Source organism: Streptomyces sp. NPDC005728, assembly GCF_040630895.1.
GTDB lineage: Bacteria > Actinomycetota > Actinomycetes > Streptomycetales > Streptomycetaceae > Streptomyces.
This window is the reverse complement of record NZ_JBEXYL010000021.1, coordinates 90,840-111,632: the sequence shown is the minus strand read 5'-3', so window position 1 is coordinate 111,632 and position 20,793 is coordinate 90,840. Positions and strand designations below refer to the sequence as shown.

The following is a 20,793-nucleotide window of genomic DNA, read 5'->3' as shown; positions in this document are numbered from 1 at the left end:
TCTGCGGCGCCTGCAGCGCGCGGCTCTTCCGAGCGTTCGTGAACCTAGATTGCGTGCATGACAGGCGTCAACGATGGCTGGAACCAGTACCCTTGGGCTGACTTCTGGCTGAATTCGCCTGTCAGGGTCCACCCCACGGTGACCGGAACACCGCCCGCCCGGTGTGCAGCGGTTACCCCTGCACATTCCCCCGTCGCGTTCGGTCACCTGACAATAAGCCCTGTCAGCGGGCCGGGAAGTCGGCGGCGCCGCGGTCACGGAATGTCCGGCGGGGGGACTGAGACATGTCGGGATCACAGAGTTTCGTACGGTCGCTGGAGCGCAGCCGGTTGTCGCTGACGCGTCCGGACCGGCCGGTTGAGTTCGATCTGTTGGGCTTGCGGTGGGACCTTCTTGACGAAGTGTTTGCTCCTGTCTTCTCGCCGTCGACCGCGGTCGCGCTCGATCTGCTCGGTCTCGCGCAGGCGGGCCCGGGCGACCGGAGCGGTTCGTTCCTGGAGATCGGCTGCGGCACCGGTGTCATCGCCGTGCTCAGCGCCCTCGCCGGGTGCGAGCGGGTGGTCGCCGCCGATGTGAACCCGCGGGCGGTCGAGAACGCGGCGCTCAACGCGGCGCGGCACGGGGTGGCGGAACGGGTGCGGGCCGTACGGAGTGATCTGTTCTCGGCGCTTCAGCAGGAACGTTTCGACATGGTCTTCTGGAGCTCCAACTACGTCCGTGCGCCCGAGGACTACACGTACCGCTCCCTGCACGAGCGCGCCTACGTGGATCCGGGCTACCGCGCGCACCGCCGGTATCTGGCCGAGGCGCCGCTGCTGCTCGCTCCGGGCGGCCGGGCGCTCCTGCACTTCAGCAGCCGCGGTGACCTCGGGGAACTGCGCGAGATCGCCCGGGAGTGCGGGCGGGAACTCCAGGTGGTGCGGTCCGTGGAGCTGGTCGAGGGGGAGTACGGCGACGACGTCGTCGAGCACCTGCTGCTGGAGATCCGCGCGGACGACGGCGCCGGGCGCGGCTGACCGGCGAGCTGTCGGTGACGACCGCCGAGAGCACGATCCGGACGACCGCCGCGTGGGGCCTGCCGGCCGGCGTGGTGTGTCCGGGTGCCGTGCGGAAGGCGGCCCGGTGACCGCGGGGGCGGGGCGTGCACGTCCCGGTGACGGTCGCTCTGGGAGCAGTTGGACGCGGGCACCGTGGGGCCGGACACGGCCGCCTGGGTCCGCCGACGGGGGAAAGTGGTGTCGTGGTGACCCTCTCCGGGCGGGACGCCTTTCGCAGTGAGCTGACGGCGGTCGCCGGGCGGGACGGCCGTGTCGTCTGTCTGGAGACGCTGTCCCGCAGCAAGGACCATCCGTTCGAGGCGGCCCATCCGGACCGCTTCTTCTCGGTGCCGAACGCCGGCTCCGTGCTGACGCAGATGGTGACGGGGCTGGGGGCGGCGGGATTCAGGCCGTTCGTGGTCGTCACACCGGGCGCGGTGAAGGGCCGGGCGGTGGCGCCGCGGTCCTTGTGGCGGGACTGCCTGCAGGCGGGGGCGACGGTGGTCATGCCGCCCGAGCAGTTTCCCGAGGGGTACGACGAGGTGCGGGGGCTGTACGGGATACCGCTGGCCGTACCCTGCGGCGAGGAGGAGACGCGGGCGGTGGTGCGGCAGGCGGTACGGACCGGGCGGCCGCACTGTCTGGTGCTCGGGGAGGGGGCGGGGGTCGATCTCTCCTGGGAGTCGAGCGAGCCTTCGATGGCCGCGGCGCGGTTGATCTCCGTCGGTGAGGCCGGTACGCGGTTGGCTCTGGCCGCGCGTGCGGTTGCGCCCGGGCTGGGGCATGCGCACCTTGTCTATCTGGACGATGTCCGGCTGTCCGCTGCGGCTGCGGAACTCGGCGCGTGGACGGGGAAGTCGGTGGTGGTTGCGGCGCCGCGGTTGCTGGGGCCGGTGGTGCGGGCGTTGCGGGCGCGGTTGCCGGTTGATTCGGTGCGGGGGGTTCCGGCGGCGGTTGGGGCGGGGGCTGGGGCGGAGGTGGCGGAGGTGTTGGCCGCGGCGGCGGGGTAGCACGCCTCGGCTTCGCCTTCGGCGGGCATTTCGTTCCCACTCGCACCACCCGTGCGGCTTTCGTCGTCGGGTGCGGGTGGCCCCCGTGGGGCGGACTCGCCGTCGGCGGGCGGTGGGTCCGGGGGGCTTTCGGCGGTGGGTGCGGGTGGCCGCCCTCGTGGGGCGGGCGGCGGGGCCGGGAAGGTGTCAGTCGACTGGGTCCTCCAAGAGGCGGGACTGGGCCAGGGCGTAGGCCAGTTGGGCTCTGCTCTTGCTGTTCAGGGCCTCTGCGGCCCGGCCTATGTGGGTGGAGACCGTGCGGGCGCTGATGCCCAGGCGCTTGGCTATCGCCGCGTCGGTGTGGCCCTCGATCATGAGGCGCAGGACCGTGCGCCTCGTCTCGTCGGTCATCAGCGGGGGGCGCGCCTGTTCCTGGGTGATGCTGAGCGGTTCCGCGCGCTGCCAGGCGTGGTCGAAGACCGTGGCCAGGTAGTGGACGATCGCGGGGTGCTCGATCGTCAGGGCCGTGGTCTTGAGGTCGTGCCGGGGGTCGGGGATGAAGGCGATCTTGCGGTCGAAGATGATCAGGCGGTCGAAGAGTTCGTTGAGGGTGCGTACTTCGACGCCCACCGCGGAGACCTGTTCGATGTAGGCGAGGGTGGGGCCGTGGGTGCGGACCGAGTGCTGGTAGAGCGTCCGCTGGCGGATGTGCCGTTCGGACAGCTCCAGGGTTCGGCGCAGGGCCTTGCTGAGGAGCGCGGTCGCCCGTCCGCCGCCGGGCTGGGCGGTCAGTAGTTCCCCGCGGCAGGCGTCCGCCGACTTCTGGAGTGCCGCGCTGATGACGTCCTCGCCGTGCAGCAGACGGATGTCCGCGGAGGCAGTCCCTTGTTCCTCGCGGTAGACGTCCTCCGCGGCGCTCAGCGCCTCGCGGACGGCCGCCACGGCCTGTTGCTGGACGAGAATGGCGCGTTCGATGGGGCGGCAGAACTCGCTCACCGCGATGTCGGGCGGCACCACGCCCATGATCCGCGGGTTTTCGGCCAAGGGCCGCATCAGCCCCAACTCGACGAGGCAGTCGGGGACATCGCCATCAATCGGACCTTTTGAGAGCGCTTCCCGGTAGTGGGCCAAACCTTCGTCGCAGAGCCTGACTACATTGGTATGGGAGAGATTGTCCGACTTTCTGCACATTCGTTCCCCCTTCAGAAATGCGCAATGCGCGATCACGAGGCTACCAAGCGAAGAAATCCGGCTGTGCACTGCGGCATGCTTCTTGAGGCGAAGGCGACAGCGCCTATCAGCCACCTGGGAGGGAATCCACATGAATTCCGAAGGAACGACCGTCAAGCGATTCAGCGCGATATTCGCCCTCATGCTCCTCCTCGGACTCGGCGTGCAGGCTGCCGAGCAGGCCACGCACGCCACGTCGGCCGTCCAGACGACCAACAGCCCTGACCATGACCCGGAATGGGGCTGACCGAGGCCCCGGGCGGACGTCCGACGCACTCATTGGGGGAAGCGAAAGTGCCTCGTCGGAATCCGGAGACCATCGGAATTATTCTCGCGGGCGGCAGGGGTGAAAGGGCCAAGCCCATCACCCTGGAATCGTCCGACTACATTCGCAGCAAGGCGCTCATTCCGTTTGTCGGACGCCGGCTCATCGAATGGGTCGTAGAAGCCTGCAGGGACCAGGGCATCCGCCGTTTCTACGTGGTGGCCCACGGTCTGGAGAACCGTCATCAGATCAAGCTGCTGCTGGGCCACGGCGAGCGGCACGGGGTGGACGTCAGATACTCCCGTTCGCGCCTGGACCGCTACAACGTGGGCTCGGCCGGAGCCACGCTGCACAACCTCGAACAGTGGGATCTTCAGGGCCAGGCCCTCGTGCTGCCGGTCGACTCGCTCTTCGACTTCGACCTGGAGGCCCTGCGGGCCACGCACGAGAGGCGCGGAGCCGTGGTGACGGTGGCCGCGGTGGAACGGACGGCCCGGGAGATCGCCGGAAAGTACGGCGTGCTGCGCACCGACGCGCGAGGGCTGGTGACGGGCTTCGTCGAGAAGCCGGCCGTCGCCGGGCTGCGCGAGCTGTTCCCGGACGCGGCCGCCGACGAACGGGCGACACTGCCCACCAACGCCGGGATGTACCTGGTGGACTGCGGCCGGCTGCGGCTGCTGGCCCGGGAGCCGGAGCTGTTCCGGCAGTCCCACCAGCGGCTGGACTGGGGCGGGGACCTGCTGCCCTGGCTGGCCGGGCACGGCCACCCGGTCGCCGCCCACGCCATCGGCAGGCTCGGTGACCTGGGCAACGTACAGGACTACCTGCACACGCTGCGGCTCGTGCTCGACGGCGCGTACGAGCAGATGAACCGGCTGATGGAGCGGTCCGGGCAGGCCGGATCGCACGGCCTGATCCACGAGAGCAGCCTGCAGACCAAGGACGACCTGACCGGTACCACCCTCGCCCAGAAGATCGAGGAGGGGTCGGTGCTGATCGGCCCCGGAGTGCGCATCGGCCACGACGTAGAGATCGGGCCGGGCGTACGGCTGGAGCACACGGACGTCGGCGACGGGGCCGAGATCCGTGAGGGCAGCACGCTCGTGCACTCCGCCGTCGGCGAGTCCGCGGTGATCGGCGCCCACGCCGACGTCTCGGAGTCCTACGTCGGACCGATGGCGGTGATCCATTCGGAGCGCGGCCGGCCCACCCGGCTGGAAGGGCTCACGGCGATCGGCGACGGGGCCGTACTGCGGCCCGGATCACGGTTCCGCGGCGTCACCGTCTATCCGCGGCTCAGGGTGCCCACGCTGACCGGCGTGCCCGCCGCGACCACGCTGACGAGCGCCGACGACGTCCTGCGCTGGGTGTGACCCGGCCGGGGACGACAGGTGTCAGACACATAGGGGGAATCATGCACATGCACGGCCCCATAGCGGTGATCGGCGGAGCCGGCCGGCTCGGCTCGCTCGTGACCAGGAGACTGGCCGAAGCGGGCGAGCGGGTCCGGGTGGTGAGTCGGCACCCGGAGCGGGGAGCGACCCCGCCGCCCGGAACCGAGCTGTGGCAGGCGGACGTACGGTACGCGGACACGCTGGCGCCCGCGCTGCGCGGTTGTGCCGCCGTGGTGTTCAGCGTGGAGCCAGGTACCGCCGACTCAGGCCCGGACAGTCCGGAGACCACCGTGTACAGCGGGGTCCGCAACGTGCTGGCGGCGGTCGCCGACTACCCGGTGCGGCCCCGGTTCGTGCTGGTGAGCCAGATCTTCGTGACCCGCCGCGAGCACCCGATGAACGCCTACGGACGGCTGCTCGACTGGCGGCTGCGCGGCGAGGACGCGGTACGGGACTCGGGGTTCGCCTACACGGTCGTACGGCCCGGGTGGCTGACCGACGACGGCAGCGCGGGCACGGGTGTCCGGCTGGAGCAGGACGACCGCGGTGACGGCTGGGTCTCGCGCGCCTCGGTGGCCGAGGCCTGTGTCCGGGCGCTGGGCTCCCCGGCGGCCGCGGACCGCACCTTCGAGCTCTACAACGAGCCGGGCGCGGCCCCCGCGGACTGGGAACCGCTGTTCCGCAGGCTGACCCCGGACCCGCTGCCGGCCCTGCGGCCGTAGGGCCGCTGCGACAGGCCCGAGCAGCACGGCCCCGGCCCGGGGCCGTACGGACGACGAGGGCGGGTCCACCCCCGACCGCCCGCCCCGTCCCGCACACCCGCCGGTTCCGTCCCCCCAAGGCCGGCGGGTCCCTGCCGGGGCCGGCGCCCCGGCGGACGCACATCGCGTCCGCGGCGCCGGCCCCGGGCGAAAACCTCACGCATTCCAGAGAGGGCCGAGCCATGCCCGGCGAACGTCAAATCGTGGAGTCTGCCGAGATTTCCGAGCACGTGATCTCCGAGATCATTTCCCGCACGTTCAGATCCATTCCGCGCAGTGACCAGCGGCGTTGGGGCGCGCTTTATGTGAGAGGCCTGCTTTCCGTTTCCGGGAGGAAGACGATGCGGGCGATCGCCGACGGTGCCGGCGGCGGTGTGGAACAGAGCCTCTACCAGTTCATCACCAAGTCCCCGTGGGACGCCGAGCCGGTCCGCCGGGAGCTCGCGGACCTGCTGCTGCGGCTGGAGCCGCGCGCCTGGGTGGTCCAGCCGCTGGTGATCTCCAAGGTGGGGCAGCACTCGGTGGGCGTGGAACGGCGGTGGGTCTCGCAGTACGGACGGGTCGTCAACTGCCAGCAGGCGATCGGGGTGTGGCTCGCGGCCGACCGGGCGTCGTGTCCGGTCGACTGGCGGCTCGCGCTGCCCGAGAGCTGGGCGGGCGAGGCGACGCTGCGCCGCCGGGCCTGCATCCCGGAGGACGTCGGCTCCTGCCCGCCCGAGCAGTGCGCGGTCGAGGCGGTGTCCGCGATGGCCGGGGACTGGGGCCTGCCGCACCGGCCGGTGGTGATGGACCTGCGCGAGAGCGACGCGTACGGCATCTGCGCGATGCTGCTGGAGCGCCGCATGCCCTTCGTGGTCCGGATCGATCCGGCGGCCCGCGGTCTGGCGCTGCGGGCGCTGCGGCCGTCGCCGCGCCCCGGACTGCCGGAGCCGGTGTCCGAGGACACGGGCGCGCCGTGCCCGCCCGGCTCCCCGCTCACCCTGGTCCCGGAGCTGAGCCGGCAGTGCCTGCCGGTGGAGTGGTACGACCACGAGGCGGACGCCCTGCGGGCGACGTCGGTCGGCTCCGCCCGGGTCCTGCTGCGCCGGACGGGGCCGGGCGCCCCACGGCCCGTCCCCGCCGACCAGCAGGAGCTGATCCTGGTCGGTGCCTGGCGGGATCCGGCGCGGCGCACCCCGAGCGAGTACTGGCTGTCGAACCTGCCGCAGTCGCAGCTCGGCACGGTCTACCGCACCGCCATGCTCGGGCACCGGGTCACGCGTGACCTGGCGGAGGTCAGCGAGGGGCTCGGCATCCGGGACTTCGAGGGCCGCTCCTTCCGCGGCTGGCACCACCACATGACGATGGTCTCGCTGGCCCACGCGGCCACGGTCCTGTCCACAGCACCACAGGCCGAGACCATGCCGCCACCGGTGCGGATGCCTGTGCTGCGTGAGCGGGTGGGGGTGCGGGCGGCGTGACGACTCTGGTGGATGCGGAAGTGGAGCGGGTGCGTACGGCCGTCGAGGGGCTGCTGGCGTCCTGGCTGCCCGGTCGGCGGTGGTTCGCGGGCAAGGACGGTGGGGCGCCGGTCGTCACCACACGGCTCCTCGAGCGGGTGCTGCCGGGCGATCCGGCGCTCCTGGTCGCGGTGTTCGACACCGGTGCGGACGGGCCGTACCAGGCGCTGATAGGGATGTGCCGGGGGTCTGCCCCGGTGCCGTCCGAGGCGGTGATCGGCCGGCTGACCGCACCCGGTGGCCCGGCCCTGACGCTGTACGAGGCCACACAGGACCCGGAGCTGATGACCAGGCTGCTGGGGCGCTTCGGTGCCGAGGGGCAGGGGCCGGTGCGCTTCGAGCGCCTGCCCGGGAGCGAACTGCCCCTCGGGGTGCCCGGAGTGGCGAGCACGGCGGAGCAGTCCAACACCTCGGTGGCCTTCGCGGACCGGGCGATGTTCAAGGTGCTGCGCCGTCCCGTGCCCGGGACCAGCCCGGAACTGGAGCTGCTGGGCGCGCTGCAGCGGGCCGGTTCCGTGCCGGGCGCGGCGCCCCTGGCCCAGGTGCGCACCACGGCCGAGTCCCCGGTGGGCGCCTTCACGCTCGGCATCGTGCAGGAGTTCGTGCGCTCGCGCGGGGACGGCTGGGCGGCGGCCACCGGACAGGCCCGCGCCTGTCTGACGGGCGAGCACCGCACCGAGGCGCCGCTCGGTGGCTTCGCCGAGGAGTCGTACGGGCTGGGCCTCGCCACCGCCCGGGTGCACACCGCGCTCGCCGAGCAGCTGGGCAGCCGGCCGATCGGCGGCCCGCAGAGCGCGGCCCTGCTCGACCTGCTGGGGGAACGCCTGGCGGAGGGGGTGCGGAGCGTGCCCCAACTGGCGCCGCATGCCGATGCGTTGTGGGCGTTGCACGAGGAGCTGCGGGAGAGCGTGCGGCGGGGCCGGCCGCTGCTGGTCCAGCGGGTCCACGGCGATCTGCACCTGGGACAGGTGCTGCGCACCGAACAGGGCTGGGTGCTCATCGACTTCGAGGGCGAACCCGGGCACTCGCCCGAGGAGCGCCGCAGGCCGCAGCCGGCCCTGCGCGATGTCGCGGCGATGCTGCGCTCCTTCGACTACGCGGCCCACCACGCCCTGACGGAGGTGCTGGGGCGGCCGCCGGGCGAGCTGCGGCCGGACGACCCGCACGCGGCCGGGATGGCCCGCCGGGCCACGGCCTGGGCCGTGCACAACCGGCAGGCGTACTGCGCCGGTTATGCCGCCGGAGGCGGTCAGGACCCGCGCCGCGACCCGTTGCTGGTGCGCGCCTTCGAGGCGGACAAGGCCGTCTACGAGGCGGTGTACGAGGCCCACAACCGGCCCGCCTGGCTGCCCATCCCGCTCGCCGCGGTGCGCCGCCTCACCGAAGAAATCCGGCAACAGAATTGAAAGTTCAGGAAGTCCGCGACCGCTCTTTGTCCGGGGGATACCGACCCGCTGAAGATATGACAGTTCGCGGAATGTCAAGAACGGGAGATTCGATGGTTCATCAGTCCCGGACGAATTCAAAATCATAATGAGAAGGGCGTGACCATGTCCGACACCGTCAACTTCACGTTCTCCGACACCATCGCGGGCCGGGTGGCCGGATTCGACCGCGAGGCGCGCGTCTTCACCCTCGTCACCGCCGACGGCCGGCACTTCGCCGTCTCCCTGGACGGCGGGCCGAGCGCCGAGCTGCTGCACAACCTCGGGGAGCCCTACCAGGACGCCTCCGGTCACATCGACGCACTGCTGGAGGAGGGCCGCTACGTCCTGGCGTACGGCATCTTCTATCCGCAGGCGGACGGGCTGCGGTTCGAGGCCAAGCGGCTGGTCTTCACCGGCCGGCAGGCGGACGACCACCGGTTCGAGGAGGCCGGCTGGTGGATCCGGCAGATCCGCGAGATCGCCGCCTTCTACCGCAAGGCCCAGTTCGGCGACGGGCCGATCGACTTCTCCCGGTACCGCACCGAGATCCGGCTCAGCGGCGAGAAGACCGCCAGCCATGTCCAGGAGACGGACACCATCTCCCGGCTGGTCTACGGCATGGCCTCCGCGTTCCTGCTGACCGGCGACGACGAGTACCTGGAGATCGCCGAGCGGGGCACCGAGTACCTGCGCGAGCACATGCGGTTCGTGGACGCCGACGAGAACGTCGTGTACTGGTACCACGGCCTCAAGGTCGACGGAGACGTCGAGACCAAGCTGTTCACCTCGGAGTTCTCCGACGACTACGACGCGCTGCCCGCCTACGAGCAGATCTACGCGCTGGCCGGCCCGATCCAGACGTACCGGATCACCGGCGACCCCCGGATCAAGGCCGACGCGGACGCCACCATCCGGCTCTTCGACCGGTTCTACCTGGACCCGGAGCATGGCGGGTACTTCTCGCACATCGACCCGATCCTGCTCAGCCCGGAGCACGAGTCGCTCGGCCCCAACCGGGCCCGCAAGAACTGGAACTCCGTCGGCGACCACGCACCGGCCTACCTGATCAACCTGTACCTGGCCACCGGTGAGAAGACGTACGCCGACATGCTGGAGTACACCTTCGACACCATCGTCCAGCGCTTCCCCGACCCGGAGCACAGCCCCTTCGTGCAGGAACGGTTCCACAAGGACTGGTCCCACGACACCACGCACGGCTGGCAGCAGAACCGGGCGGTCGTCGGCCACAACCTCAAGATCGCCTGGAACCTGATGCGGATGCACGCGCTGCGTCCCAAGGAGGGCTATCTGGAGCTGGCCACCGCTCTTGGCGAGACCATGCCGGAGTGGGGCGCGGACCGGCAGCGCGGCGGCTGGTACGACGTGGTGGAGCGGGTCCGGGCGGACGGCGAGGACCGGCACCGGTTCACCTGGCACGACCGCAAGGCGTGGTGGCAGCAGGAGCAGGCGATCCTCGCCTACCTCATCCTGCACGGCAGCACGGACCGCGCGGACTTCCAGGGCGAGGCCCGGGACGCCCAGGCCTTCTACAACGCCTTCTTCCTCGACCACGACGAGGGAGCCGTCTACTTCAACGTGCTCGCCAACGGGCTGCCGTACCTGCTCGGGGTCGAGCGGCTCAAGGGCAGCCACTCGATGTCGATGTACCACTCGGCCGAGCTGTGCTACCTGGCGGCCGTCTACAACAACCTGCTGCTGGGGGGCAGCGCCATGGACTTCTGGTTCAAGCCGGACCCCGCACTGGTCGAGGGCCGGGTGCTGCGCGTGGCGCCGGACCTGCTGCCGCGCGGATCCGTGCGCATCGAGTCCGTCGAGATCGACGGCGAACCGCACACCGGCTTCGACGCCGAGGGCCTGCTCGTGTTCCTGCCCGAGACGTCCGGCCGGGTCAAGGTCAAGGTCCGGCTGGCCCCGGTGGCCCGGACGGAGGTGGCGGCATGACCGTCAAGCTCAGCTCCCGCACCGAGGGCGACACCGCGGTGGTCGTCCTCGAAGGCGAGATCAACTCCACCACGTCCGGCGGGCTCCAGGCCCAGCTGCTGCCGTTCGTCGGACAGGGCAGCCGGCTGCTGATCGACCTCAGCGGGGTCAGCTACGTCTCCAGCGCGGGCCTGCGCACCCTGCTGATCGTGCACCGCAGGGCCCAGCAGATGCAGACCGGGGTGACCCTGGTCGGCCTGTCGGAGGAGGTCCGGTTCGTGATGTCCGCCACCGGGTTCCTGGACTTCTTCCAGATCGAGGAAGACCTGGACGCCGCACGGGAACGCACGGGCCGATGACCGTCCAGGAGACACGTGAGCGCGTCGACGCGTTCCCCACCCGCCGGATCGGCGGCTACCGGGTCCGGGCCGGACGGCCCTTCCCGTACGGCGCCCATCCGGTCCCGGGGGGAATCAACTTCTCGGTCTACTCCGACCGGGCCACCGCGATGCGTCTTGTCCTCTTCGAGGGGGGCGCCCGCCGCCCCACCGCCGAACTGGAGTTCCCACCGGAGTTCCGCATCGGCAGCGTGTACGCGATGACGGTCTTCGACCTGGACGCGGAGAACCTGGAGTACGGCTTCCGCGCCGACGGCCCCTTCGACCCGGAGGCCGGCGACCGGTTCGACGCCGGCAAGGTGCTCAGCGACCCCTACGCCCGGCTGGTCTCCGGCCGGGACGTGTGGGGGCGGGAGCCGGACTGGGACGACGTCTACCCCTACCGCGCCAAGGTTCTCGACGAGGACTTCGACTGGGGCGACGACATCCCGCTCGGCATCCCCACCGAGGACCTGGTCGTCTACGAGACCCACGTCCGCGGCTTCACCCGGCACCCCTCGTCCCAGGTGAGCGCCCCGGGCACCTACGCGGGCCTGCGGGAGAAGATCCCCTACCTGAGGGACCTCGGCGTCAACTGCGTCGAGCTGCTGCCGGTGTTCGAGTTCGACGAGCTGGACAACCCGCGCACCGACCCGGCCACCGGCGGCCGGCTCCACAACTACTGGGGCTACAACACCGTCTCGTTCTTCGCGCCCAAGGCCGGCTACGCGGCCACGGGCCGATTCGGGATGCAGGCCGACGAGTTCAAGACCCTCGTCAGGGAGCTGCACCGGGCCGGCATCGAGGTCATGCTCGACGTGGTGTTCAACCACACCGCCGAGGGCAACGAGCACGGCCCGACCATCTCGTTCCGCGGCCTGGACAACGCCACGTACTACATGCTCACGCCCCGGGGCGAGTACTACAACTTCAGCGGCACCGGCAACACCGTCAACTGCAACCACCCCGTGGTCCGTGACTTCGTGCTGTCCTGTCTGCGCTACTGGGTGTCCGAGTACCACATCGACGGCTTCCGCTTCGATCTCGCGGCCATCCTCGACCGGGCGCCCGACGGCACCCCGCTGCCCAACCCACCGCTGCTGGAGCAGCTGGCCCACGACCCGATCCTGCGCCACACCAAGCTGATCGCCGAGGCCTGGGACGCGGCCGGCCTCTACCAGGTGGGAGCCTTCCCCAACTACGGCCGCTGGTCGGAGTGGAACGGCCAGTACCGGGACACCGTGCGCCGGTTCGTCAAGGGCGAGCCGGGCCTGGTCGGCGAGCTGGCCACCCGCCTGGCCGGCTCCCCCGACCTGTACCGGGGCCGCACCGCCTCGGCGTCGGTCAACTTCGTCACCGCACACGACGGATTCACCCTCAACGACCTGGTGTCGTACAACGACAAGCACAACGAGGCCAACGGCGAGGACAACCGGGACGGCGGGAACGACAACCACAGCTGGAACTGCGGCGAGGAGGGGCCGAGCGCCTCCGCGCACGTCCGGGACCTCAGGGTGCGCCAGATGAAGAACCTGCTGGGCATCCTGCTCTCCAGCCAGGGCGTTCCGATGATCCTGGCCGGTGACGAGGTCGGGCGCACCCAGCTCGGCAACAACAACGGCTACTGCCAGGACAACGAACTCTCCTGGTTCGACTGGGGACTCGTCGAGGCCAACACCGAACTGCTGGAGTTCACCCGGCGCCTGATCGCCTTCCGGCACGCCCACCCGGTCCTGCGCTCCACCGACCACCCCGTCGGCTACGACCGGGTCGGCAGCGGCTTTCCCGACGTCAGCTGGCACGGCGTACGGGCCTGGCAGCCGGACTGGTCCGCGCACAGCAGGGTGCTCGGTCTGATGCGGTGCGGCCGGCACGCCAAGGGCGGCACGGTCGCCGACGACCACGTCTACCTCGCCGTCAACGCCCACTGGGAGTCGCACGACCTGGAGCTGCCCGGCCTGCCCGACGGACAGGCGTGGCATCTGTTCGCCGACACCTCGCTGGCCGCGCCGCACGGCCTGGCCGAGGTGGGCGGCGAGAGCGAGCTGCACCACCCGGGCCGCTACCACCTCGGTCCGCACGCGCTGGTGATCCTCGTCGGCCGGGACCGGCGCGCCGGCTGATCCGCCGCAGACGAGCCGCACAGACGCAAGGCCTCACAGAAGGAGAGCTGTTCATGTCGTTCGACGGAATCCTGAGCGTGTCCGAGGGCATCGCGACCATCGAGATCAAGGGCGAACTCGACGCGTCCACCGCACCCCGCTTCCACGACCTGGTCGACCAGGCCGCCGAGCAGGGCGCCGTCCGGCTGGAGATAGACGCCCGTCACCTCGACTTCATGGCCAGCGCGGGACTGCGCTCGCTGGTCTTCGCCCGCCAGAAGATGGGCGACGAGGTGCGCATCGCCGTGATCGGGGCCACGGAGCCGGTGAGCCGGACCATCCGGCTGGCGGGCTTCGACCACAGCATCGAGCTGATCGACGCCTGAGAGGGGCGGAAGATGGCGATCGACTCCGGAGCCACGTCGGCCAAACACACCGCCGGACACGAGTGGTGCGAGGCGGGCTGTGCCGGGCCGCCGCTCGCCGCCCCCACCGCGGGGCTGCGGATCCCGGCAGACCTCGCCTCCCTGGACCTGGTCGCCGGGTTCGTCCTCGAGCTCGGGCGGTCGGGCCGGCTGAGCAGCAGCGAGACCTACCGGCTCCGGCTGGCGGCCGACGAACTGGCGACCAACATCGTCATGCACGGCTACCGCGGGGCGCCGGGCGACATCTGCGTGGACGGCGCGGTCACCCCGGACCAGGTGTGGGTGCGCTTCGCGGACGACGCCCCGCCCTTCGACCCGCGCGGCGGCATGAAGTCACCCGACCTGGCGATGCCGCTGTCCCGGCGGGCCGTCGGCGGACTCGGGGTCTTCCTGGCGCTGACGGCGGTGGACCGCTTCGACTACGAGCTGGTGGCGGGGCGCAACGTCAGCACGCTGACGATCCACCGCGACCACCACGAATAGATGAGACGAGATGTCACACACGAAGGTGCTGCTTCTTGACGAACACCGCCGGGCCCCGGCCGAGTTGCTGGCCACGCTGGAGACGCTGCGGTTCGAGGTCCGCCGCCGTACCCCGGGCGAGGCGCTCGCGCTGGCCCCGGGCCAGCTCGGCGAGACCGACGTGCTGCTCGCCTCCGCCCGGCTCGCACCCGCCACGGTGAAGGCCGTCGTACGGCGGCTGGACGACGAGGGACGGCAGCCGACCGTCGTGGCGTTCGCCGAGCACGAGCTGCACCTGCTCGGCGGGCACGTCCAGGCTGGCTCCGACTATCTCGTGCCCCCCTTCCATCCGGAACTGGTCCGCGCCCGGCTGCGCACCTGCCACGAGCACGCCGAGTTCAGCCGGACCCTGGAGGACGTGGCCGCCCACGCCGAACTCCTCAGTTACGAACGCGAGCTGGAGATCGGCCGGGAGATCCAGCTGGGCTTCCTGCCGGACACCCTGCCCAGCCCCGAGGACTGGGAGATCGACGTCCGCTTCCGGCCCGCCCGCACGGTCGCCGGGGACTTCTACGACGTCTTCGAGCTGGTCAACCGGCGCCGGCTGGCACTGGTCGTGGCCGACGTCTGCGACAAGGGCGTGGGCGCCGCCCTGTTCATGGCGCTGATCCGCAGCCTGCTGCGGCACACCGCAGAACAGAGCGGACTGCAGAACCTGATCGCCGCCGACGTGCTGAACGAGTCCACCGTCTGGGAGGAGCAGACCCGCGCGATCCCCGTCGTCGGCGCGACCCCGCTGCTCAACGCGGTGGTCGGCACCAACAACTACCTGACCCGCAACCACATCAGGCAGGGCTACTTCGCCACGCTCTTCTTCGGCGTCCTCGACCCGCTCACCGGCAACCTCGTCTACATCAACGGCGGCCACAACCCGCCGGTCCTGGTCAGTGCCGACGGCGCCGACCCGGTGCTCCTGGAGCCCACCGGGCCGGCCGTCGGCGTCATCCCCGACGTCACCTTCTCGCTCGGCTACGCGCAGATCAGCCCCGGCGACACCCTCTTCATCTACACCGACGGGGTGACCGAGGCGCGCTCCGGGACGGGACGCTTCTTCGGCAACGAACTGATGCTCAAGCAGCTGACCGAGGCGGCCGTGCGCGGCGAGGAGCTCCTCGACCACATGGACGGCGTGCTCAACGAGTTCGTCGGCCCCGCCGAGCAGTCGGACGACATCACCATGATGGCCGTGCACCGGCGCAACTCCTGACGGAATCCCGGGTGGAGACCATGTCGCAGATCATCACCGTGCACTCGTACCGGGGCGGTACGGGCAAGTCCAGCACGGCCGCCAACCTGGCGGTGCTCCTGGCCTCCTCCGGACACCGGGTCGCACTGGTGGACACCGACATCCAGACGCCCGCCCTGGACGTCATGTTCGGGGACGCGCTCGGCACGGTCCGGCGCTCCCTGAGCGACTACCTGATCGGGCGGTGCGAGATCGAGGACGCCGCCTACCCGGCGGAGGCGGACGCCGGGCACGACGGCTTCTTCGTGGTGCCGGCCCGGAGCCGGGCCGCGGGCATCAACGAGATCATGGGGCGCGGCTACGACGTCGGACTGCTCCGGGAGGGCTTCGACCGGCTGATCGACTCGCTCGCCCTCGACGTGCTGCTCCTCGACACCCACGCCGGCTTCAACAACGAGACGGTGACCTCGATGGCCAGCTCGGACGCCCTGGTGGTGGTCACCCGGGCGGACCGGCTGGACATGGCGGGCGCCGCCGAGACGATGTCGCTCGCCGAGCGCCTGGGCTGCGGGCAGCTGAGCGTGGCGGTGAACCTGGTGCCGGCCGGGACGGCGCCGGAGCCACTGCGCGCGAAGGTGGAGAACGCCTTCGGCACCCGGATCACCGTGGCGCTGCCCTACGCCCCCGAGATGGCCTCGCTGGCCGGGGAGCGGCTGTTCAGTACGGCCTATCCGCACCATCCGCTGGTGGCGGGCTACCGCCGCATCATCGCCGACGTGAGCAACGGGACCACGGCGCTGCGCCGGCCTGCGCCGCATCCCCGTTCCCTGCCCTGACCCCGGTGTGCGCAAGAGCCGGGTCCACGACCTCAGAGCCCGTGTCACACCGGCTCTTACTTCGGTGCCAGGAGGCATGACCATGCAAGGCAAGTCCGACGTCCGTCGGCCGGCCCCCACCGTCGGCCGGATACCCGTGCGGGACGTCCGCCCCCAGGTGGACGCGGGCCGCCGCCCCGCTCGCGCCGTGCCCGGCGAGCTGTTCGAGGTGTCCGCCACGGTCTTCCGGGAGGGACACGACGCGGTCGCCGCGAACGTCGTCCTGACCGACCCGGACGGCGTGCCCGGACCCTGGACGCCCATGCGGCTCATCGCCCCGGGCACCGACCGGTACGCCGCGCAGGTCTCGGCCGACCGGGAGGGCGAGTGGACGTACCGGGTCGAGGCGTGGACCGATCCCCTGGCCACCTGGCGGCACACCGCGAGGATCAAGATTCCGGCCCGGATCGATGTGGAGCTGGTGCTGGCGGAGGGCGCGCTGCTGCTGGAGCGCGCGCTGCACAAGCTCCCGGCCGACGGTCCGCAGCGGGCCCGCGAGGCGCTGGAGGCGGCGCGCGACCGGCTCCTGGACGGCACGCTCGCCCCCGACGACCGGCTCGCCGCGGCCCTCGACCCCGAGGTGACCGGCACCCTGGCCGCCCGTCCGCTGCGCGAGCTGGTGACCTCCTCCGCCGAGCTGCCGCTGCGCGTCGACCGGGAGCGGGCGCTGTCCGGGTCCTGGTACGAGTTCTTCCCGCGCTCCGAGGGGGCCGTGCCGGCCACGGTGAACGCCGAGGGCGTCCTGGAGCCGCCCCGCTCGGGGACCCTGCGCACCGCGGCCGAGCGGCTGGAGGCGGTCGCCGCAATGGGCTTCGACGTGGTGTACCTGCCGCCGGTCCACCCCATCGGCACCACCCACCGCAAGGGCCGCGGCAACACCCTGGCCGCGGGCCCGCACGACCCGGGCTCGCCGTGGGCGATCGGCTCCCCGGCCGGCGGCCACGACGCCGTCCACCCGGACCTCGGCACCCTCGACGACTTCGACCACTTCGTCGCCCGGGCAGGTGAACTCGGCCTGGAGGTGGCGCTGGACTTCGCGCTCCAGTGCTCCCCGGACCACCCCTGGGTCACCGAGCACCCGGAGTGGTTCCGGCACCGGCTCGACGGGTCGATCGCGTACGCCGAGAACCCGCCGAAGAAGTACCAGGACATCTACCCCCTCGACTTCGACACCGAGCCCGAGGGGCTGTACGCGGAGTGCCTGCGCGTGCTGCGCCACTGGATGGCGCACGGGGTGCGGATCTTCCGCGTCGACAACCCGCACACCAAGCCCGTCTGGTTCTGGGAGCGGCTCATCGAGGAGGTCCACTCCACCGACCCCGACGTGCTCTTCCTCGCCGAGGCGTTCACCCGCCCCGCGATGATGCACAGCCTGGCCCGGATCGGCTTCCACCAGTCGTACACGTACTTCACCTGGCGCAACTCCAAGGAGGAGGTCGAGTCCTACCTCTCCGAGCTGGCCGGGCTCGGCGGCGAGGAGAGCGCGGCCTACCTGCGGCCGAACCTCTTCGTGAACACCCCGGACATCCTCAACGCCTTCCTGCAGTACGGCGGCCGCGCGGCCTTCGCGGTCCGTGCCGTGCTCGCCGCGACGGCCGCCCCCGCCTGGGGTGTCTACGCGGGCTACGAGCTGTACGAGAACGTGCCCGCCGGACCCGGCAGCGAGGAGTACCTCGACTCCGAGAAGTACCAGTACCGGCCCAGGGACTGGAAGGCGGCCGACGCCTCCGGTGACACCCTCGCCCCGCTGATCACCACGCTCAACCGGCTGCGCCGGAACCACCCCGCCCTGCGCCAGCTGCGCAACCTGCGCTTCCACCGGGCGGACAACGACGCGGTGGTCTGCTTCTCCAAGCGCGTCGGGGACGACTGGGTGCTGGTGGTCCTCAACCTCGATCCGCACACCGTGCGGGAGACGACGGTCCACCTCGACCTGCCGGCCCTCGGTCTCGACCGCGCCGACACCTTCGACGCGCACGACGCGCTGACCGGCGAGACGTACCGCTGGGGCCGCGAGAACTACGTACGCCTCGATCCGCAGCACCAGGTCGCCCACCTCATCACGGACAGGACGCACCTCTCGTGAACCCGCCGGTTTCCCCCCACCCCGTCCGGACGGCCCCCGCACGGCTGCCGGCCACCGATCTCAAGCGACTGACCACCGGCGAGGCCGGCGATCCCCACGCGCTGCTCGGCCCGCACCCGGGACCCGACGGCGTGACCCTGCGCGTCCTCAAACCGCTCGCCGAAGCGGTGTGGGCGACCGATGCGGCCGGGGACGTCCTGGCCGAGCTGAGCCACGAGGGCGGCGGCGTCTTCTCCGGACTGCTGCCCGACGGCACCTCGGACTACCGGCTCCGGGTGCGGTACGCCGAGTGCGAGTGCGAGACGGACGACCCGTACCGCTTCCCGCCCGTGCCGGGGGAGCTGGACCTGTACCTGATCGCCGAGGGCCGGCACGAGCGGCTGTGGACCGTGCTGGGCGCGCAGGTGCGCGAGCACCGGTCCGTCACCGGCACCGCGTTCGCGGTGTGGGCGCCGAACGCCCGCGCCGTGCGGGTGGTCGGGGACTTCAACCACTGGGACGGCGCCGGGCACCCCATGCGGTCGCTGGGCGCCACGGGCGTGTGGGAGCTGTTCGTGCCGGGCGTCGGCGACGGCTGCCGGTACAAGTTCGAGATCCTCGGGCCCGACGGCACCTGGCGGCAGAAGGCCGACCCGCTCGCCCGCTCGGCCGAGGCCGCGCCCGGCACCGCCTCCGTCGTCTTCACCTCCGGCCACCGCTGGACGGACGCCGAGTGGATGGCGGCCCGCGGCCGGCGGCGCGCCGAACGGGCGCCGATGAGCGTGTACGAGCTGCACCTCGGCTCCTGGCGGCCGGGCCGTACCTACCGCCAGCTCGCCACCGAACTGCCCGGCTACGTCAAGGCGCTGGGCTTCACCCACGTCGAGTTCCTGCCCGTCGCCGAGCATCCGTTCCGCGGCTCCTGGGGCTACCAGGTCACCTCGTACTACGCGCCCATGGCCGCGCTCGGCACCCCCGACGACTTCCGGTACCTGGTCGACGCGCTGCACCGGGCGGGCATCGGCGTGCTCCTCGACTGGGTGCCGGCGCACTTCCCGAAGGACGACTGGGCGCTGGCCCGGTTCGACGGCGCCCCCCTGTACGAGCACCCCGACCCGCGCCGGGGCGAACACCCCGACTGGGGCACCCTCGTCTTCGACTACGGCCGCGAGCAGGTGCGCAACTTCCTGGTCGCCAACGCCCTGTACTGGTGCACGGAGTTCCACGTCGACGGCCTGAGGGTGGACGCCGTCGCCTCGATGCTCTACCTCGACTACTCGCGGCCCGAGGGCGGCTGGCTGCCCAACGCGTACGGCGGCCGGGAGCACCTGGAGGCGGTGGAGTTCCTGCAGGAGATGAACGCCGCCGTCTACCGCAGCTGCCCCGGGGTGGTCACCGTCGCGGAGGAGTCCACCGCCTGGGAGGGCGTGACCCGGCGCACCGACCACGGCGGGCTCGGCTTCGGGTTCAAGTGGAACATGGGCTGGATGCACGACTCGCTGCTCTACATGGGCAAGGACCCGGTGCACCGGCAGTACCACCACCACGCGCTGACCTTCCCCATGGTGTACGCGTACGCCGAGAACCACCTGCTGCCGATCAGCCACGACGAAGTGGTCCACGGCAAGGGCTCGTTGCTCGGGAAGATGCCCGGCGACCCCTGGCAGAGGTTCGCCGGCGTACGGGCGTACCTGGCCCTCATGTGGGGCTTCCCCGGCAAGCATCTGCTCTTCATGGGCCAGGAGTTCGCCCAGGAGGGCGAGTGGTCGCACGATGCGGGCCTGGACTGGAGGGCCCTCGCACACGCCCCGCACGCGGGCGTCCGGGACCTGGTCCGCGACCTCAACGCGCACTACCTCCGGCTGCCCGCCCTGTGGGACCTGGACGCCGACCCCGAGGGCTTTCGCTGGCTGGACGCGGACGCGGCCGAGGACAACGTGTACTCCTTCGTCCGTCACGACACCGACGGCACCCCTCTGGTGTGCGTGCACCACTTCCAGCCGAGCGTGCGCCACGGCTACCGCATCGGCCTGCCCGCCGGCGGCGAGTGGACCGAGATCCTCAACACCGACACGGACCGCTACGGCGGCTCGGGCGTGGTCAACGCCGAGCCGCTGCACGCCACTCCGGTCCCCTGGCAGGGCCAGGAGTGGAGCACCGAGGTCACCCTGCCGCCCCTCGGTGTCCTCTGGCTGCGGCCGCGGCACCGGGCCGCGGACGGCGAACGACACGACGAGGGGACGTACGCATGACCGAGTACCTGTGGGACGAGTACCGCCGCATCCTCGGCGGGGCGCGCACCATCGCGGTGGTGGGCGCCTCGGCGGAGCCGGGCAAGTCCGCGCACGAGATCCCGGCCTACCTCCAGCGCAAGGGGTTCACCGTCATCCCGGTCAACCCGCACCACCGCGAGGTGCTGGGCCGGCCGTGTTTCGCCTCGCTGCTCGACATCGGCGAACCCGTCGACGTGGTCGACGTGTTCCGGCCGGCGCCCGAGACCCCTGCCGTGGCCCGGCAGGCCCTGGAGATCGGGGCGCGGGCGCTGTGGCTGCAGCTCGGCATCGTGTCCGACGAGGCCCGGGACATCGCCGAGGCGGGCGGACTGCGCGTGGTCATGAACCGCTGCCTCGGAGCGGTCCACGCGGAGCTGGAGCTGGCCGGGGCACTGAGCCGCACCACGTGAGAAGGAGACGTACGC

At 71.4% G+C, this 20,793-nt stretch carries 18 protein-coding genes; 17 read left to right on the top strand and 1 reads right to left on the bottom strand.

Features of this window, described 5'->3' with window-relative positions; translation table 11 throughout:
- Positions 1–401 precede the first annotated feature (401 nt).
- Both ABZ471_RS17005 and ABZ471_RS17000 read left to right on the top strand, forming a co-directional pair.
- A complete protein-coding gene (locus tag ABZ471_RS17005) occupies positions 402–1,016 on the top strand; it encodes a methyltransferase (RefSeq protein ID WP_359067157.1) in 615 nt (204 codons plus the stop codon).
- 224 nt (positions 1,017–1,240) lie between these two features.
- The gene (locus ABZ471_RS17000) at positions 1,241–2,047 is read left to right on the top strand and encodes a hypothetical protein (RefSeq protein ID WP_359067155.1); all 807 of its coding nucleotides are present in this window, start codon (positions 1,241–1,243) and stop codon (positions 2,045–2,047) included.
- Positions 2,048–2,233: 186 nt separating this feature from the next.
- Here ABZ471_RS17000 and ABZ471_RS16995 read toward each other — a convergent pair whose 3' ends face one another.
- Positions 2,234–3,079: a helix-turn-helix transcriptional regulator gene (locus ABZ471_RS16995; RefSeq protein WP_359067153.1), complete on the bottom strand. Its 846-nt coding sequence runs from the start codon at positions 3,077–3,079 to the stop codon at positions 2,234–2,236.
- A 268-nt stretch (positions 3,080–3,347) separates the two neighbouring features.
- Here ABZ471_RS16995 and ABZ471_RS16990 point away from each other — a divergent pair, with 268 nt between their 5' ends.
- The 15 genes from ABZ471_RS16990 to ABZ471_RS16920 all read left to right on the top strand — a co-directional run bounded on the left by ABZ471_RS16990 (position 3,348) and on the right by ABZ471_RS16920 (position 20,778).
- Complete coding sequence (locus ABZ471_RS16990) at positions 3,348–3,503, top strand: hypothetical protein (protein ID WP_359067151.1); 156 nt, start codon at positions 3,348–3,350, stop codon at positions 3,501–3,503.
- A 47-nt stretch (positions 3,504–3,550) separates the two neighbouring features.
- Positions 3,551–4,894, top strand: coding sequence for an NDP-sugar synthase (locus ABZ471_RS16985; RefSeq protein WP_359067149.1), 1,344 nt, complete (start codon positions 3,551–3,553; stop codon positions 4,892–4,894).
- A 47-nt stretch (positions 4,895–4,941) separates the two neighbouring features.
- Entirely contained in the window at positions 4,942–5,637 is a 696-nt protein-coding gene (locus tag ABZ471_RS16980; protein ID WP_359067147.1) for an SDR family oxidoreductase, read from the top strand.
- 221 nt (positions 5,638–5,858) lie between these two features.
- Positions 5,859–7,136 carry a transposase gene (locus tag ABZ471_RS16975; RefSeq protein ID WP_359067145.1) on the top strand — a complete coding sequence of 426 codons (1,278 nt, stop codon included), beginning with the start codon at positions 5,859–5,861 and terminating at the stop codon, positions 7,134–7,136.
- A complete protein-coding gene (locus ABZ471_RS16970) occupies positions 7,133–8,581 on the top strand; it encodes a maltokinase (protein WP_359067143.1) in 1,449 nt (482 codons plus the stop codon). The genes ABZ471_RS16975 and ABZ471_RS16970 overlap by 4 nt, the downstream gene beginning before the upstream one ends.
- A 144-nt stretch (positions 8,582–8,725) precedes the next feature.
- The gene (locus ABZ471_RS16965) at positions 8,726–10,564 is read left to right on the top strand and encodes an AGE family epimerase/isomerase (protein ID WP_359067177.1); all 1,839 of its coding nucleotides are present in this window, start codon (positions 8,726–8,728) and stop codon (positions 10,562–10,564) included.
- The gene (locus ABZ471_RS16960; RefSeq protein WP_359067141.1) at positions 10,561–10,902 is read left to right on the top strand and encodes an STAS domain-containing protein; all 342 of its coding nucleotides are present in this window, start codon (positions 10,561–10,563) and stop codon (positions 10,900–10,902) included. The genes ABZ471_RS16965 and ABZ471_RS16960 overlap by 4 nt, the downstream gene beginning before the upstream one ends.
- Positions 10,899–13,043, top strand: coding sequence for a glycogen debranching protein GlgX (gene glgX, locus ABZ471_RS16955; RefSeq protein ID WP_359067139.1), 2,145 nt, complete (start codon positions 10,899–10,901; stop codon positions 13,041–13,043). Before ABZ471_RS16960 ends, glgX begins: the two co-directional genes overlap by 4 nt.
- A 53-nt stretch (positions 13,044–13,096) precedes the next feature.
- Positions 13,097–13,408, top strand: a complete 312-nt coding sequence (locus tag ABZ471_RS16950; RefSeq protein WP_359067137.1) for an STAS domain-containing protein — start codon at positions 13,097–13,099, stop codon at positions 13,406–13,408.
- Between the two features lie 12 nt (positions 13,409–13,420).
- Positions 13,421–13,930: an ATP-binding protein gene (locus ABZ471_RS16945; protein WP_359067135.1), complete on the top strand. Its 510-nt coding sequence runs from the start codon at positions 13,421–13,423 to the stop codon at positions 13,928–13,930.
- A gap of 10 nt (positions 13,931–13,940) precedes the next feature.
- On the top strand, positions 13,941–15,176 hold the full coding sequence (locus ABZ471_RS16940) for a SpoIIE family protein phosphatase (protein WP_359067133.1): 1,236 nt from the start codon (positions 13,941–13,943) through the stop codon (positions 15,174–15,176).
- Between the two features lie 20 nt (positions 15,177–15,196).
- On the top strand, positions 15,197–15,991 hold the full coding sequence (locus tag ABZ471_RS16935; RefSeq protein WP_359067131.1) for a MinD/ParA family protein: 795 nt from the start codon (positions 15,197–15,199) through the stop codon (positions 15,989–15,991).
- Between the two features lie 76 nt (positions 15,992–16,067).
- Positions 16,068–18,116: an alpha-1,4-glucan--maltose-1-phosphate maltosyltransferase gene (locus ABZ471_RS16930; RefSeq protein WP_359067129.1), complete on the top strand. Its 2,049-nt coding sequence runs from the start codon at positions 16,068–16,070 to the stop codon at positions 18,114–18,116.
- The gene (gene glgB / locus ABZ471_RS16925) at positions 18,113–20,347 is read left to right on the top strand and encodes a 1,4-alpha-glucan branching protein GlgB (protein WP_359067127.1); all 2,235 of its coding nucleotides are present in this window, start codon (positions 18,113–18,115) and stop codon (positions 20,345–20,347) included. Before ABZ471_RS16930 ends, glgB begins: the two co-directional genes overlap by 4 nt.
- Positions 20,344–20,778 carry a CoA-binding protein gene (locus ABZ471_RS16920; protein ID WP_359067125.1) on the top strand — a complete coding sequence of 145 codons (435 nt, stop codon included), beginning with the start codon at positions 20,344–20,346 and terminating at the stop codon, positions 20,776–20,778. Before glgB ends, ABZ471_RS16920 begins: the two co-directional genes overlap by 4 nt.
- The last annotated feature ends 15 nt before the right edge of the window (positions 20,779–20,793 follow it).